Source organism: Pseudomonas sp. UYIF39 (genome assembly GCF_029963765.1).
In the GTDB taxonomy this organism is placed as follows: domain Bacteria; phylum Pseudomonadota; class Gammaproteobacteria; order Pseudomonadales; family Pseudomonadaceae; genus Aquipseudomonas.
Window position 1 is genome coordinate 65,886 of record NZ_JALBYU010000008.1, and the last position, 14,776, is coordinate 80,661.

At 58.5% G+C, this 14,776-nt stretch carries 16 protein-coding genes; 12 read left to right on the forward strand and 4 right to left on the reverse strand.

Annotated elements, in window-relative coordinates; genetic code table 11:
* Positions 1-10: 10 nt before the first annotated feature.
* The 6 genes from MO767_RS12945 (at position 11) to MO767_RS12970 (ending at position 6,558) form a co-directional block, all read left to right on the forward strand.
* Positions 11-1,393, forward strand: a complete 1,383-nt coding sequence (locus tag MO767_RS12945; protein ID WP_282480809.1) for a glutamine synthetase family protein — start codon at positions 11-13, stop codon at positions 1,391-1,393.
* A gap of 179 nt (positions 1,394-1,572) precedes the next feature.
* Positions 1,573-3,222, forward strand: a complete 1,650-nt coding sequence (locus tag MO767_RS12950) for a phosphoethanolamine--lipid A transferase (protein ID WP_282480810.1) — start codon at positions 1,573-1,575, stop codon at positions 3,220-3,222.
* Between the two features lie 73 nt (positions 3,223-3,295).
* The gene (locus MO767_RS12955) at positions 3,296-3,958 is read left to right on the forward strand and encodes a class I SAM-dependent methyltransferase (protein ID WP_282480811.1); all 663 of its coding nucleotides are present in this window, start codon (positions 3,296-3,298) and stop codon (positions 3,956-3,958) included.
* 123 nt (positions 3,959-4,081) lie between these two features.
* Entirely contained in the window at positions 4,082-5,215 is a 1,134-nt protein-coding gene (gene rnd / locus MO767_RS12960; protein WP_129441972.1) for a ribonuclease D, read from the forward strand.
* Positions 5,212-5,505 (forward strand): YcgL domain-containing protein, encoded by a 294-nt coding sequence (locus MO767_RS12965; RefSeq protein WP_007898694.1) that lies wholly within the window; start codon positions 5,212-5,214, stop codon positions 5,503-5,505. The genes rnd and MO767_RS12965 overlap by 4 nt, the downstream gene beginning before the upstream one ends.
* Positions 5,506-5,625: 120 nt before the next feature.
* Positions 5,626-6,558 carry a D-2-hydroxyacid dehydrogenase gene (locus tag MO767_RS12970; protein ID WP_282480812.1) on the forward strand — a complete coding sequence of 311 codons (933 nt, stop codon included), beginning with the start codon at positions 5,626-5,628 and terminating at the stop codon, positions 6,556-6,558.
* A gap of 55 nt (positions 6,559-6,613) precedes the next feature.
* On the opposite strand, the gene MO767_RS12975 is transcribed toward MO767_RS12970, so the two are convergent.
* A complete protein-coding gene (locus tag MO767_RS12975) occupies positions 6,614-7,207 on the reverse strand; it encodes a nitroreductase family protein (RefSeq protein ID WP_282480813.1) in 594 nt (197 codons plus the stop codon).
* Between the two features lie 165 nt (positions 7,208-7,372).
* On the opposite strand from MO767_RS12975, the gene MO767_RS12980 reads away from it, so the two are divergent.
* The 4 genes from MO767_RS12980 to MO767_RS12995 all read left to right on the forward strand — a co-directional run bounded on the left by MO767_RS12980 (position 7,373) and on the right by MO767_RS12995 (position 10,818).
* A complete protein-coding gene (locus tag MO767_RS12980) occupies positions 7,373-7,822 on the forward strand; it encodes a YcgN family cysteine cluster protein (RefSeq protein ID WP_282480814.1) in 450 nt (149 codons plus the stop codon).
* A gap of 36 nt (positions 7,823-7,858) precedes the next feature.
* Entirely contained in the window at positions 7,859-9,088 is a 1,230-nt protein-coding gene (locus MO767_RS12985; RefSeq protein ID WP_282480815.1) for a hypothetical protein, read from the forward strand.
* Between the two features lie 262 nt (positions 9,089-9,350).
* Entirely contained in the window at positions 9,351-9,770 is a 420-nt protein-coding gene (locus MO767_RS12990) for an organic hydroperoxide resistance protein (protein WP_111449024.1), read from the forward strand.
* Between the two features lie 34 nt (positions 9,771-9,804).
* A complete protein-coding gene (locus tag MO767_RS12995) occupies positions 9,805-10,818 on the forward strand; it encodes an alpha/beta hydrolase (RefSeq protein ID WP_282480816.1) in 1,014 nt (337 codons plus the stop codon).
* Positions 10,819-10,884: 66 nt separating this feature from the next.
* Here MO767_RS12995 and MO767_RS13000 read toward each other — a convergent pair whose 3' ends face one another.
* Together MO767_RS13000 and earP are read right to left on the reverse strand one after the other, a co-directional pair.
* Positions 10,885-11,454 (reverse strand): elongation factor P, encoded by a 570-nt coding sequence (locus MO767_RS13000; RefSeq protein WP_028619992.1) that lies wholly within the window; start codon positions 11,452-11,454, stop codon positions 10,885-10,887.
* Positions 11,455-11,502: 48 nt separating this feature from the next.
* A complete protein-coding gene (gene earP, locus MO767_RS13005) occupies positions 11,503-12,660 on the reverse strand; it encodes an elongation factor P maturation arginine rhamnosyltransferase EarP (protein ID WP_282480817.1) in 1,158 nt (385 codons plus the stop codon).
* A gap of 124 nt (positions 12,661-12,784) precedes the next feature.
* Here earP and MO767_RS13010 point away from each other — a divergent pair, with 124 nt between their 5' ends.
* Positions 12,785-13,195: a hypothetical protein gene (locus MO767_RS13010; protein ID WP_282480818.1), complete on the forward strand. Its 411-nt coding sequence runs from the start codon at positions 12,785-12,787 to the stop codon at positions 13,193-13,195.
* 14 nt (positions 13,196-13,209) lie between these two features.
* Entirely contained in the window at positions 13,210-13,692 is a 483-nt protein-coding gene (locus MO767_RS13015) for a GreA/GreB family elongation factor (protein WP_056740335.1), read from the forward strand.
* A 9-nt stretch (positions 13,693-13,701) separates the two neighbouring features.
* Here the strand turns inward: MO767_RS13015 and cysB are convergent, their stop codons facing one another.
* A complete protein-coding gene (gene cysB / locus MO767_RS13020) occupies positions 13,702-14,676 on the reverse strand; it encodes an HTH-type transcriptional regulator CysB (RefSeq protein WP_008148549.1) in 975 nt (324 codons plus the stop codon).
* Between the last annotated feature and the right edge of the window lie 100 nt (positions 14,677-14,776).

The following is a 14,776-nucleotide window of genomic DNA, read 5'->3' on the forward strand; positions in this document are numbered from 1 at the left end:
GAGAATTCCCATGAGTGTTGCCACGACATCTTTCGCCTCCAAGCAAGACGCCCTGACCTTTCTGGAACAGAACCCGGATATCGAGATGTTCGAGTTGTTCATCCTCGACAACAACGGTGTACCGCGGGGCAAGTTGTTGCATCGCGATGAACTGCTGGCGGTGTATGAAAGCGGGCGGCCATTGCCGAGCACCATTCTTGGCTTGACCATTAACGGCGATGACGTGGAAAACTCCGGCCTGGTCTGGGACGTTGGCGATATCGACTGCCGGGCGTACCCGATCAGCGGCAGTTTGACGCGCATGCCGTGGCGGCTGATTCCTACGGCTGCGGTACAGGTCAGCATGCACCCGAAAGAGGGGATGCCCGCGACGATTGCCGATCCACGGCATCTGCTGGCGAAAGTCATCGAAGGCTTGCAGGCCGACGGTTATTACCCGGCGATGGCGGCGGAGCTGGAGTTCTATCTGCTGGATCAGCAGCGCGACAGTAACGGTCGACCGCAACCGGCGCGGGATGTCGATGGCGGGCGGCCACGAGGCACTCAGGTCTACGGATTGCGTGAACTGGAACAGATCGAGCCGTTTCTGGCCGATCTCTATAGCGCCTGCAAACTCCAGGGTATTCCGGCGCGCACGGCGATTTCCGAATACGCGCCGGGGCAAGTGGAAATCACCCTCGAACACCGCACCGACGCCTTGCAGGCGATGGATGAAGCGGTGCGCTACAAACGACTGGTCAAGGGCGTGGCGCACAAGCACGGGATGACGGCGTGCTTCATGGCCAAACCGTTTGATGACTTGGCAGGCACTGGCATGCACATGCACGTCAGCCTGGCCGACAAGGAGGGCAACAACCTGTTCGCCAGTGAAGCCCCGGAAGGTACGCCGTTGCTCAAACAGGCGGTCGGCGGGATGCTCAGTACGTTGCTCGATTCGTTGCTGCTGTTCTGTCCGAACGCCAACTCTTACCGTCGCTTCCAGACCAACAGCTATGCGCCGCTGGCGGCCACGTGGGGCGTGGACAATCGCACCGTGAGTTTGCGCGTGCCAGGCGGGCCGGCGTTTTCCCGGCATATCGAACACCGCATCTGTGGCGCCGACGCCAATCCATATCTGGCGGCTGCGGCGATTCTGGCCGGGATCCATCGCGGTATACGCGAACAACTCGATCCTGGTGTGCCGGTGGAGGGCAATGGCTACGCCCAGGCCACGGAACTGTTGCCGACTGACTGGCTGACTACGTTACGAGCGCTGGAAGGTTCGATCTGGGCTCGGGACGCGTTCGGCGGTGAGTTTCTCGGCGTGTACCTGGCGGTAAAACGTGCCGAGTATCGACAGTTCATGGGCGAGGTCGGCGAGCAGGACTGGCGTTGGTATTTGAATCAAGCCTGAACAGAACCTGAACCATGCTCAAAAACGTTGAGCGTTTTGGCCTCGTGCCAGGAGCCAACTAATCGTTGGCTTCTTTTTCACAAAAAATTGATGGTCTGCAGCTTAAAATCGCTGATGTTGCGGCCAATGAAATTTTCACATTTGGCGAAGGCACTTTTATTCAGGAACAGCCGATCATCATGTTGAAGATTAAAGCCGTGCGCCCCGAGTGGGTAACACTGATTTCCAGCGCCTTTCTATTGGCAGGATTCAATTTCGTTCTCTGGCAACACCTGTTTGAAATCACGGCCTCTGACGGTCAAGGCATCGTCATGCGTGTGGCATTCGGGGCGATGATCATTGCTGCTTTCAACATTGTGCTGACCTTGCTGGCGTTCCGGCCAGTAATGAAGCCCGTTTTGACGCTGATCTTTATGGTCAGTGCCGGCGTCGCGTACTTCATGGGTCAATATGGCGTGCTGATTGACACCGGTATGTTGCGTAACTTTGCGCAAACTAATGCGACGGAAGTGCGTGACTTGCTGTCGTTGAAGCTGCTTGTTTATATCCTTGTGCTGGGTGTTTTGCCGTCGTTGTTGTTGTGGCAGGTCCCGGTTAATTACCGCCGCTGGCACCGAGAGCTATTAAGTAAAGCGCTGGTAACTGTCGCGTCGGTTGCCGTGATTGGTGGCGTTGCACTGGTTAACTATCAGGGCCTGTCTTCGTTGTTTCGCAATCATCATGAATTGCGCCTGATGGTTGTGCCAAGCAACTACATCGGTGCCTCTTTCGGCTTTCTGCGTGAACAGGTTGCCTCAGCACAACAGCCCTTTATGAAACTGGGTGAAGATGCCCAGCGAAATCCCGCCTGGCAAACCCATGAGCGTAAATCCCTGACCGTGCTGGTGGTGGGCGAAAGTGCCCGGGCCGAGAACTTCGGCATCCTGGGGTATAACCGTGACACCACACCCAAACTGAATAAAGAGGCCGGCCTGATCGCGTTCACCGACGTGCATTCTTGCGGGACGGAAACAGCGGTGTCGGTGCCGTGCATGTTCTCCGACATGGGCCGCAAGGATTACAACGCCAGCAAGGCGAAGAACCAGGAAGGCCTGCTGGACGTACTTAAGCGCGCGGGTCTCGACGTGATCTGGCGCGATAACCAATCGGGCTGCAAAGGCACTTGCGATCGGGTCACCCTTGATGACGTCAGTAACCTGAAAGACCCGGTGCTGTGTGCCAATAGCGAATGCCGCGATGAAATTCTGCTGCAGGGTTTGCAACACTTCATCGATACCCTGGATAAAGACACGGTACTGGTGTTGCACCAGATGGGCAGTCACGGTCCGGAATACTTCAAGCGCTACCCGAAAGAGTACGAGCGCTTCACCCCGGTTTGTGAAAGTAACGCCCTGAACAATTGCAGTCGCGAAAGTATCGTCAATGGCTATGACAACACCCTGGTGTATACCGACCACGTGCTGTCCACCCTGATCGATTTGTTGCGTAAAAATCAGGAAAAAGTTGACACCGCGATGCTCTATCTGTCGGACCACGGCGAATCCCTGGGCGAGTACAACTTGTTCCTGCACGGGACGCCTTACATGCTCGCGCCGGAACAACAAAAACATGTCGCGATGCTGGCCTGGTTTTCCGACAGCTATCAAAAGTCGTTCTCGGTGGATGCTAATTGCCTACAACAGAGTCGTGAAAAGCCCTTGAGCCAGGACAACCTGTTCCATTCGATGCTCGGTTTGCTGGAGGTAAAGACCACGGTGTACAAGCAGAATCTGGATATGTTTGCCGGATGTCGTGGTGCGGTAACCGACGGCGTGTTGGCCAAAGACTAAATGCCTCAACCTTTTTTCATGCGCCGGCCTCCTAATCAGCGGCCGGTAGAGTTTCCCCCGAGAGCCATTGCACATGTCCGCTCAACCCCCATCGGCCATCGAGCTTGAGATCGCCCGGCGCTACGATCAGGAGCACGCCCGCGTCTGTCATCAGCCGCGACCGCGTAGCCTGGCCGGGCGGTTGACGTTCTGGCGTGACGAGCAGCTGGTGCGCAACGCGCTCAAGGCTGCTGGCGAGCCAGGGCTGGTTCTCGATTTGACCTGCGGTGTCGGGCGCTTCTGGCCGGTACTGGCCGAGCATGCAAACCGGGTGATTCTCGCGGCCGACCCGTCGCAGGACATACTCGATCATGCCCGCACCCACCATCCGCAGAGCCTGCTGAAGCGGGTCAAGACCTTTCAGAGTTCAGCGTTCACCATCGGCTTGTCGGCGAATGCGGTTGACTGCATTTTTTGCATGCAGCTGTTTCAACACATTGCCTGCCCCGAGCATCGCATGGCCATGCTTAAGGAGTTTCATCGGGTCAGTCGCGATACGGTGATTGTGGCGGTACGGGTCGATGCTCATTTCAAAGGCCGGCGCACGGATGCACAGGGCGTTCCGGCCCGACCGTTGGCCAGCAAGGCCGAGGTGGAAGCCGAGTTCAAGCTCGCAGGTTTGTGCGTGCTCAGTCATCAGGACTTCCTGCCCGGCTGTGCGCGGATGCGCGTCTACGTACTGCGTAAGGCCGGCTAGTCTCCGCTTGTCAGACATTTCTTGCTGTTTGGCAGGCATTTTCGCTAAAGCTCTTGTTCTGTGGAGGCGCGGAAAACGCCGGGGGCGATATATACTGCGCGCCATTCTTCAAGGGAGAGCCGTGTGGCCATCGATATTCACTGGATTCGCGACAACGATAGCCTCGGTCAGTTTTGCGCCGAGTGGCAGCAGCTGCCATTCGTTGCCCTCGACACCGAATTCATGCGGGTCGACACCTTTTATCCGATTGCAGGCCTGCTGCAGATCGGCGATGGCGTACGCGCTTACCTGATTGACCCGCTGAGCATCGACAACTGGCAGCCTCTGGCCGCGTTGCTGGAAAACCCGGCCGTGGTCAAAGTCGTCCATGCGTGCAGCGAAGACCTCGAAGTCCTGCTGCGCCTGACCGGCAGCCTGCCGGCGCCGTTGTTCGACACTCAGTTGGCCGCCGCTTACCTGAACCTCGGTTTTTCCATGGGGTATTCGCGGTTGGTGCAGGAAGTGCTCGGCATCGACCTGCCCAAGGGCGAGACCCGTTCCGACTGGCTGCAACGTCCACTTTCCGACACCCAAATCAGCTACGCCGCCGAAGATGCTTTGCACTTGGCGGAAGTTTTCGTACAGCTTCGTCCGAAGCTTTCTGACGACAAGTACGCCTGGGTCCTGGAAGACGGCGCCGAGCTGGTGGCCAACCTGCGCCGCGAAGTTGATCCGTATGAGGTCTATCGCGAAGCCAAGCTGGCCTGGAAGCTCTCCCGTGCCCAACTCGTCGTATTACGTGAACTGTGCGCCTGGCGCGAGCGCGAAGCCCGCGCCCGTGATCTGCCGCGCAACCGCATCGTGCGTGAGCATTCCCTGTGGCCGCTGGCGCGGACTCAGCCGGACAACCTCGGCGCGTTGGCGAAAATCGAAGACATGCATCCGCGTACCGTGCGTCAGGACGGCGAATTTCTGCTTGATCTGATCAAACGCTCTGGCAGTGTGTCGCCTGATCAATGGCCGCCTGCGGTGCCGGAGCCTTTGCCGGTGGACGCCGCCACGCTGGTCAAACAGCTGCGTGCGATCGGCCAGGCCGAAGCCGAGCGCCTGAACATTGCGCCGGAGCTGATGCTGCGCAAGAAAACCCTGGAAGCGCTGCTCAAGAGCGGCTATCCCAATGGTCCTTACCAATTGCCTGATTCGCTGCGTGGCTGGCGCCGCGAATTGATGGGCCAGGCGCTGCTCGACAGCCTGGCCACCGCCGGAGAACAGCCTTGAAACGTATTTGCTCCATTTATCGAAGCTTGAAGAAAAACGAGATGTACCTCTATGTGCTCAAAAGCGATGCACTGGAGCGCGTCCCGGAAAGTCTGATGGCCGCCTTCGGCAAACCGCATCACGCCTTCGACCTGGTGCTGACCCCCGAGCGTAAACTGTCGCGCGAGGACATCACCGTGGTGCTGGAAAACCTTGAGAAGCAGGGTTACCACTTGCAAATGCCGCCGGCCGAAGACGAATACATCGAACACTTGCCGGAAGAATTGCTGCGCCGCAACGACCCGATGTGACTGGCAGACAGGCTCTGTTCAGAGCCTTTATGAAGCACTGGAATGATTTTGGCGAGGGCCAGGGCGATGGAGCGTTACTCCATCGGCGGCTGTCTGCACTGTTTTTGAAAGGTTTGAACCATGCGCGTTCTGATTGCTGAACACGACCACCCGGTGTACGCCCAGCTGTTGCGTCAAGCAGCGCCCGACCTCGAAGTGCTGACCAGCGGCGACTCTGCCGAACTGGCCAGCCAGGCCGCTGATTGTCCGATCTGGCTCGGTCAGCCGGACCTGCTGGCGACCTTGCTGCGTCAGGGCCACGAGCCACAATGGCTGCAATCGACCTGGGCGGGCATTACGCCGTTGCTGGCCGATGGCTTGCCACGTCACTATCGCCTGACTCGGGCGGTGGGGATTTTCGGGCAGGTCATGGCCGAATACGTGCTGACCTACATGCTCGGCCACGAGCGCGAAGTGCTGCCGCGGCTGGTCAGCCAGGTCGAGCGCAAGTGGGACAGTCGCCAGGGCCAAAGTCTGGCTGGGCGCAAAGTATTGATCGTCGGCACCGGGGACATCGGCCAGACCGTGGCACAGTTCCTTCTGCCGTTTGGCGTCGAGTTGTACGGCATCGCCAGCGAAGCCCGCGAGCAGGCACCGTTTACCGAAGTCGGGGCGCTGGCTGATCTGCCGCGTCTGGTCGGTGAGGTGGATTACGTGATCAATCTGCTGCCGAATACGCCGAACACCCATGACCTGTACGACGCGGCACTGTTCAAGCAGTTCAAACCGACCGGGTTGTTCGTCAACGTCGGGCGCGGCGTGGCAGTGGTCGATGCGGACCTGGTGGAGGCCTTGAAAGAAGGGCATCTGGCGGGTGCGGTGATCGACGTCTGCCGTCAGGAGCCGCTGCCGCAACGTCATCCGTTCTGGACCGCTTGGGGCCTGCTGCTGACTGGCCACAGCTCGGCACCGACCTCGCCATCGATGATGGTGAATCTGTTTGTCGAGAACCTGCGGGCGTATCAGGCGGGCGAGGCATTGCGCGGGGAAGTGGATTTCAATCGCGGCTACTGAATTCACCGCAATCAAAATGTGGGAGCTTGCTCCCACAGGGGATCTGTGTTGTGGCTTAGAGGGTGAAATCGCCTTCGGCGGCCAACTCGCTCAGCGGACGACGCGGGCTTGGCTCTTCACGCGCTTGCAGGTAGTCCGCCAGCGTCGCCTTGTCGCCCAGTTTGCCTACCGCTACCGCCGCGTGCAGCGCATAACCTTCAGGAATGTTCAGCTCCTTGCGGGTCAGGTTCTGATCAAAACCGGCCATGCCGTGGGTGTGCCAGCCGCTGATGCTCGCTTGCAGCGCCAGATGGCCCCAAGCGGAACCGGTGTCGAAGGTGTGCCACAGGGCCGGGGTTTCTTCGGTGGCGCCAGGCACCGCGAAGGTGGTTTTCGAGATCACGATCACCAGTGCTGAAGCGTGTTGCGCCCAGCTGCGGTTGAATTCGTTCAGCAGACCCAGGAAGCGCTCCCAGTTCGGCGTGTCGCGACGCGCATACAGAAACCGCCAAGGCTGCGAGTTGTAGGCCGAAGGCGCCCAGCGCGCGGCTTCGAAGAAGCTCAGCAGGGTCTCGACAGGGATGCTTTCGCCGGTGAAGGCACGGGGCGACCAGCGGTCCGTGAACTGAGGGTGGATGGCATAGTCGGCAACGCGTGGATTAGCACTCATCAGGAGATTCCTTGCTACGTTTGAAAGTGAGGGGCGACGCAAAACCCTACTGGGCGGCGCAATAACTGACAAGCTCGATCTACCGGCAGTCGCCAACGCTTGGCCCACAAGGGCCTTGGCACTAGACTGGCGGCCTTTTCACCACCTGATGTTGATGCTTGAGCCATGGCCGCCAAAGTCGAACCGTTCTGGATACGCAAAACCCTCGATCAACTCGATCAAGAGGAATGGGAATCGCTGTGCGACGGCTGCGGCCTGTGCTGCCTGCAAAAGCTCGAAGATGAAGACGACAACAGCGTCTATTACACGCGTATCGCCTGCAAACTGCTGGACCTGAAAACCTGTCAGTGCACCGATTACCCGAACCGCCGCGATTTCGTCCCCGACTGCATCCAGCTCACACCGGGCAAGGCTGACGAATTCAAATGGCTGCCACCGACCTGCGGCTATCGACTGGTCAGCGAAGGCAAGGACCTGCCGCTTTGGCACCATCTGGTGTGCGGTGATCGCGATGCGGTGCACCACGAACGTATTTCCCAGTCCGGGCGCATGCTCGCCGAAGGCAGCGTGGCCGAAGACGATTGGGAAGAACATCTGATTTTTCGGGCGGGTTAAACGCCAAGCGTTTTAACGTTTCACGAAGGAGTGTGTATGGCTGTGGGATTGCGGCTGGCGCTGGCCTTTGGGCTTTTGGCCCTGAGTTCGTCCGTGTGGGCGGCGAAGAAGGTCGATCTGGATTATCACGTGCGCCTGTTGCCGCAAAGCGATCAGGCCGAAGTGCGGCTGACGCTTGCTCAGGGTTCGGCGGTGCGCAGTCTGGATTTCGACCTGGGCGATGGCAGTCACTACAGCGATTTCAAGGCCGACGGCCAATGGCAGCTCACGCCTGGCAAGCAGGTCCGTGGTGTGTGGCGTCCGGCCGCCGACAAGGCCAGCCTGACCTACCGCGTACGCATCAGCCACGGGCGCAAGAATGGCAGCTTCGATACGCGCATGACGCCAACTTGGGCGCTGATGCGCGGCGACGACCTGGTGCCGGCGGCCAAACTCGATCAGCAGGACGGCATTGAGCTGGTTTCACGCCTTGAATTCGAATTACCCACCGGCTGGAAAAGCGTTGAAACCGCCTGGCCGCGAATAGGCAAGAACAAATTCCGTGTCGATAACGTTTCTCGCTTGTTCGACCGGCCCACGGGCTGGATTCTCGCCGGTCACCTCGGCAGCCGTCGCACGCGTCTTGGTGAAACCGAGGTCACCGTCGCCTCACCTCTGGGCCAGGGCATGCGCCGTATGGATGTGCTGACGCTGCTGACCTTTGTCTGGCCGCAAGTGCAGGCGGTGTATCCCCGTCATCCCACCAAACTGCTAATCGTCGGTGCCAACGACCCGATGTGGCGTGGCAGTCTGGGCGCGCACGAATCGATCTATCTGAACTCGCGTCTGCCGCTGGTCAGCGAAAGTGGCACCAGTGCGCTGGTGCGGGAATTGGCGCAGGTGTTCGGGCGGATCAACGACCAGCAGCGCAGTGACTGGATCAGCGAAGGATTTGCCGAGTATTACGCCATCGAACTGGTGCGCCGCGCTGGCGGCATGAGTGATGAGCGGTATGAGAGTTTGCAGAAGAAGTTGGCCAAGGACAGCCAGAAAGTCACGACTTTGCGCGCAGAGCAGGTCAGCCCGGCGCAGGTGTCGAAAGCAGTCGTATTACTGCAAGAACTGGATCGCGAGATTCGCCTGAAGACCCGCAACAAGCGTTCGCTGGATGATGTGCTGCAGGGGGTGATGCATTTGGAGAGCGTGGATACCAAGGAGTTTGTTCAACTTGCGGAAAGCATCATTGGTGAATCGTCCAAGGTCCTCGATACCGAGTTACTGCAGTAACACCGTCATCGCGAGCAAGCTCGCTCCCACATTTGTTTGGTGGTGTCCCTTCCGACCTCGTTCCCCCGTCAAAAAAATTCCTCGCTGAAAATCCTGCCGCAACAGCTCTAGCTCAACACATCTACTCAGCGCCTGCCTCCAAGCCAAAACTTTTTCCAAAATTTATCTTGCGCGCTAAATATACGCGCGCTACATTCATTTCGCACTTACTTAGCGCGCAAACATTTAGCGCTAACAATCAAACCCGAATGAGGCTCACACCATGCAAACTCTCTACACCGCTATCGCAACCTCCACTGGCGGCCGTGATGGTCGCGCGGTTTCCAGCGACAACATCCTCGACGTCAAACTCGCCACACCCAAGGAGCTCGGTGGTGCCGGCGGCGCAGCGACCAACCCTGAGCAACTGTTCGCAGCCGGTTACTCCGCCTGCTTCATTGGCGCACTGAAGTTCGTCGCCAGCCAGACCAAACGCAAAATCCCTGACGACGCTTCGATCACCGCTCATGTCGGCATCGGTCAAATTCCTGGAGGTTTCGGCCTCGACATCGACCTGCACATCAGCTTGCCGGGGCTTGAACAAGCCGATGCACAAAGCCTGGTCGACGCTGCACACCAGGTCTGCCCGTACTCCAACGCCACCCGTGGCAACGTCGATGTGCGCCTGCACGTTACCGTCTAACCGCTGATTCCCAGGCCCGATCCAGGAAACGAACATGCGCACTTTCAGTAAAGTCTTGACCGGCACCCTTCTCGCCTTGTCCATCCACAGCGCGTTCGCGGGCGACGGGGTTGAACACAACACCCAGGCGTTCCTCGACGTTCTGAATGCCGGCACCGGCAAACCGATGGAACAACTCACGCCTAAAGCAGCTCGCGCCGTGCTGGTCGGCGCGCAGGCCGGGGTGAAACTGACGCTGCCAAAAGCCGATGTCAGCGAGAAGACCATTCAAGTCGACGGCCAACCGCTCAATCTGACCATCGTCCGGCCGGCCGGGGTCAAAGGTCCGCTGCCAGTGTTCATGTTCTTCCACGGCGGTGGCTGGGTGCTGGGGGATTTCCCGACCCATGAACGCCTGGTAAGGGATTTGGTAACGGGTTCGGGGGCGGCGGCGGTGTTCGTCAATTACACCCCGTCACCGGAAGCGCATTACCCGGTGGCGATCAATCAGGCTTACGCCGCAACCAAATGGGTGGCCGAGCACGGTAAAGAGATCAACGTCGACGGCAAACGTCTGGCCGTGGCCGGCAACAGCGTCGGTGGCAACATGGCGGCAGTGGTTGCGCTGATGGCCAAAGACAAGGGCACACCGGCGATCAAGTTCCAGGTGCTGCTGTGGCCGGTGACTGACGCCAGCTTCGAAACGGCGTCCTACAACCAGTTTGCCGAGGGGCACTTCCTCACCAAAAACATGATGAAGTGGTTCTGGGACAACTACACCACCGACGCCAAACAGCGTAACGAGATCTACGCCTCGCCGTTGCGGGCAACCACCGCGCAACTCAAGGGCCTGCCACCTGCCCTGGTGCAGACCGCCGGCGCCGACGTGCTGCGCGATGAAGGCGAAGCCTACGCCCGCAAACTCGACGAGGCCGGCGTGCCGGTCACCGCCGTGCGTTACAACGGCATGATCCACGACTACGGTTTGCTAAACGTGGTGAGCCAAGTGCCAGCCGTGCGTTCGGCGATGTTGCAGGCGTCCGAAGAGCTCAAGCAACACCTCAAATAAGCGGTAAATCGCAGCCACAAAAAAGCCCGACTCAATGGTCGGGCTTTTTCATTCCTGAAGCAGTGCTTATTTAGCACGGCCTTTGTAGGAACCGCCTTCGCGGGTATCGATCTCGATCTTGTCACCGATTTCGATGAAGTCAGCAACTTGCAGCTCAGTACCGTTGCTCAGCTTGGCAGGCTTCATCACCTTGCCGGAAGTGTCGCCGCGAGCCGAACCTTCTGTGTAGTCAACTACGCGCACGATGGTGGTCGGCAGTTCTACGGAAACCAGACGCTCTTCGAAGAAGATCGCTTCGCAAACATCGGTCATGCCTTCTTCAACGAAAGGCAGAACGGCTTCGATGTCTTCAGCGTTCAGCTCGTACATGGTGTAGTCGGTGGTGTCCATGAACGTGTAGGTGTCGCCGCTGATGAAGGACAGGGTCGCTTCTTTGCGGTCGAGGATTACGTCGTCCAGCTTGTCGTCGGCGCTGTAAACGATCTCGGTCTTGTAACCGGTCAGCAGGTTTTTCAGCTTGGTCTTCATGATCGCGCTGTTACGACCAGACTTGGTGAATTCAGCTTTCTGAACCAGCCAAGGATCGTTTTCGAGACGGATCACGGTACCGGGTTTCAGTTCTTTACCAGTTTTCATTGCGAATATCCGAATTTGGATGGGATTTACAAAAATCTAGGCCGCGTATCATATCCAATTTACATAAAACTGTACCAGCGCTGCGGCAAGATCCGCCTGCAAAGCCTGTTCCAGACACCACGCTTCGGCGTGTTTTTGCAGTTCTGGCCAGTGTTTTCGGGTCGATTGCCAGTGCCCGGTCATATTGTCACCCGCATTCCATGCCCGCCAAAGACCGCTGATCGCCTCGCCGGCAGGCTCGGACAGGCCGTTGGTGTACAGAGCGAGGAAGGCGTCAAGCTTGTCCAGATGGATGTCTTCGTCCTGTTGATAGATGTGCCAGAGCAGCGGCCGGCCTGCCCATTGGGCGCGAACAAAGGAATCTTCGCCGCGCACGGCATTGAAATCGCAGCACCACAGCAACAGGTCATATTGGTCCTGTCGGACGAACGGCAGCACTTGAACGGTCAAGGCATCGCGCACATGCACCGCGCCGGCCACCAAACCGTCCACACCGAGCCAACGTTCGACATCCCCAAGAATCCGACCTTCGGGAACCAGCAGATGAGTGGGCGTCGAGTCGGCAGCCATTGCGTCGAGCCAGCTGGCCAGCCCGTTATTTTCGTAGGCAAATAGCGAGATCAACTGCGCACCTTGCGCACGATCAATCCCTAAACCCTGCAGGAAATCTCGCTGGGCCTCGGGGTTTTGCTGAAACTGCTGACGACGCTCCAGCAATCCACTTTCACGCAGCAAGCCACCCGTGCCCTTCTGGAACCCCGGGAAGAAAAAGATTTTTTGTACGCTCTTGTACTTTACCGACGGCAGGCCGTGGCAGCCGACGATCCAGTCCTCGGCACTCAGATAGTCGAGATTCATCCACAGCGGCGGTTTTTCCCGCTCGGCCATGGCCTCCATGTAAGCACTCGGCAATTGGCAGGCGAACGCGGCGATCACCACATCAGCGGCTTCAGTGGGCTGCCAGCCGGCCGTCCACTGACGCACTTCGACGCCCTGCTGCCATTGCTGTGAGGCGTTAACGTCGATTTCCGGACACAAACGCTCGAAAGCTCGCAGATCATCGACCCACAGTCGCACTGCCACCGAATGTTCGGCCACCAGTTGTCGGGCCAGACGCCAGGTCACGCCGATGTCGCCAAAGTTGTCGACTACCGTGCAGAAAATATCCCAGCGCCAGCAGTTTTTTACTTGAGGCATTTCAGGCATTCCAGGCTCCCGTTGGCAAAGGCGCCGATTGTCCTCATAAATTACCCCGTGCAGAAGAGCCGACGGCGATTAATCTTCATGCGACAATCGCCACTCGCCCGCGACCACCCGCCAGGAGGCAGCCATGCCCTACCGTCCCAACCCGCGACGCCCGTTGCCGATCCAGCTCAACGCCTTGCAACTGACCGGCAGCATTGCCCTGGGTGTGTGGCTGGGGTTTATCGCGATCGCGCTGACGTGCTGGCTTGCCTCCCGACTGTTGTTCAGCGAGCAGCTGGCGCCCGTAGCTGAAGCCGTGCAGCAACTGGCCAAGCCACCGGTGGTGGTGCAACCGGCACCGGAGATTCCACCGCAGAGTCCGTTGTTCGAACAGTACGAAGAGAACCTGCGCAAGAACGAGCAACAGCAAAGGCTTGATCAGGCCCGCAGCAGCAACCGCAATTTATCGAACCCCAAATGCCAGTTCTGGTTGCAACAGGACCAGACTGCACCGAGCGAAAAAAGCCGCGCCAACGTCCAGCAATTCTGCGATTGATCAAGAAGCTCTCTATGCACAAGCCGACCGTCCACCAACTGATTCTCGACAAGCTGCGGATCGACCTCGACATCGCCGAGCGCGCCGCACAAACCGCTTACGAAACCGCGACCCACGAAGAAAACATCGCCGAGAACAAGTACGACACACTAGGGCTGGAGGCGTCTTATCTGGCAGCCGGGCAGGCAAAACGGGTGGAGGAAATCAGGCAGTCACTGACGCTTTGCCAGAACCTGACGCTGCGCCCTTACGATGATCAGCGCGGCATCGAAGTCGGTGCCCTGCTCGGTCTGGAAGACGAAAAGGGTCGTGAGCAATGGTTGTTTCTGGCCCCCGACGCAGCGGGTTTGAAGGTCGACCTGGTGGGGCAATGGATTACCGTCATCACCCCCCGCTCACCGCTAGGCAAAAGCCTGCTGGGCAAGTTCGAAGGGGACGAGGTGGAGATTCTGGTGGCGGGTGCTCGGCAACAGTTTTCTGTTACCGAGGTGGTTTAACGCGGGAGATTAATGCACCGGCAGTTCGACGCCATCGAACAGCTCTTCCAGTTCCTGCTTGTTGTGGCACTGAATGGCCTTGGCCATGACTTCGCGGGTCAGGTGCGGGGCGAACTTCTCGATGAAGTCGCACATGAAACCACGCAGGAACGTGCCGCGACGGAAACCGATTTTAGTAATGCTGGATTCGAACAAATCGCTGGCATCAAGCATGACCAGATCGCTATCGAGTTTGGCATCGACCGCCATTTTCGCCACGATACCCACGCCCAGCCCCAGGCGAACGTAAGTCTTGATCACGTCGGCGTCGGCGGCGGTGAACACCACTTTCGGCGTCAGGCCGCGATGGCTAAAGGCTTCGTCGAGTTTCGAACGGCCGGTGAAACCGAACACGTACGTCACGATCGGGTATTCGGCCAGCGCTTCCAGGGTCAGCTTCGACAGCTTGGTCAGCGGGTGGCCCTGAGGCACGACCACGCAGCGGTTCCAGCGATAGCACGGCATCATCACCAGATCACCGAACAGCTCCAGCGCTTCGGTGGCAATGGCGAAATCCACGGTGCCGTCAGCGGCCATTTCTGCGATCTGCATCGGCGAACCCTGGTGCATATGCAGGGCAACGTCCGGGTATTGCTTGATGAAATTGCTGATCACGGGTGGCAACGCATAACGCGCCTGGGTGTGCGTGGTGGCGATCGAAAGGGTGCCTTTCTTCTCGTTGGAGAACTCCTGGGCGATCTGCTTGATGCTTTCAACCTTGCGCAGGATCTCGCCGGCGGTGGTGATAATTCGCTCGCCGGCCGGGGTGACGCGGGTCAGGTGCTTGCCGCTGCGAGCGAAAACCTCGACCCCCAATTCGTCTTCCAGCAGTCGGATCTGCTTACTGATGCCCGGTTGCGACGTGTAAAGGCTTTGGGCTGTAGCGGAAACGTTGAGGTCGTGGTGCGCCACTTCCCAGATGTAGCGCAATTGTTGAAGCTTCATATGAATCCCTCAAAGCAGGTAGACGCCACGGGCATCAGCGACGGTATATAACTATATTAATGGTTTGAAGAATAAATCTAGAACTTTTTTATCAGACTGC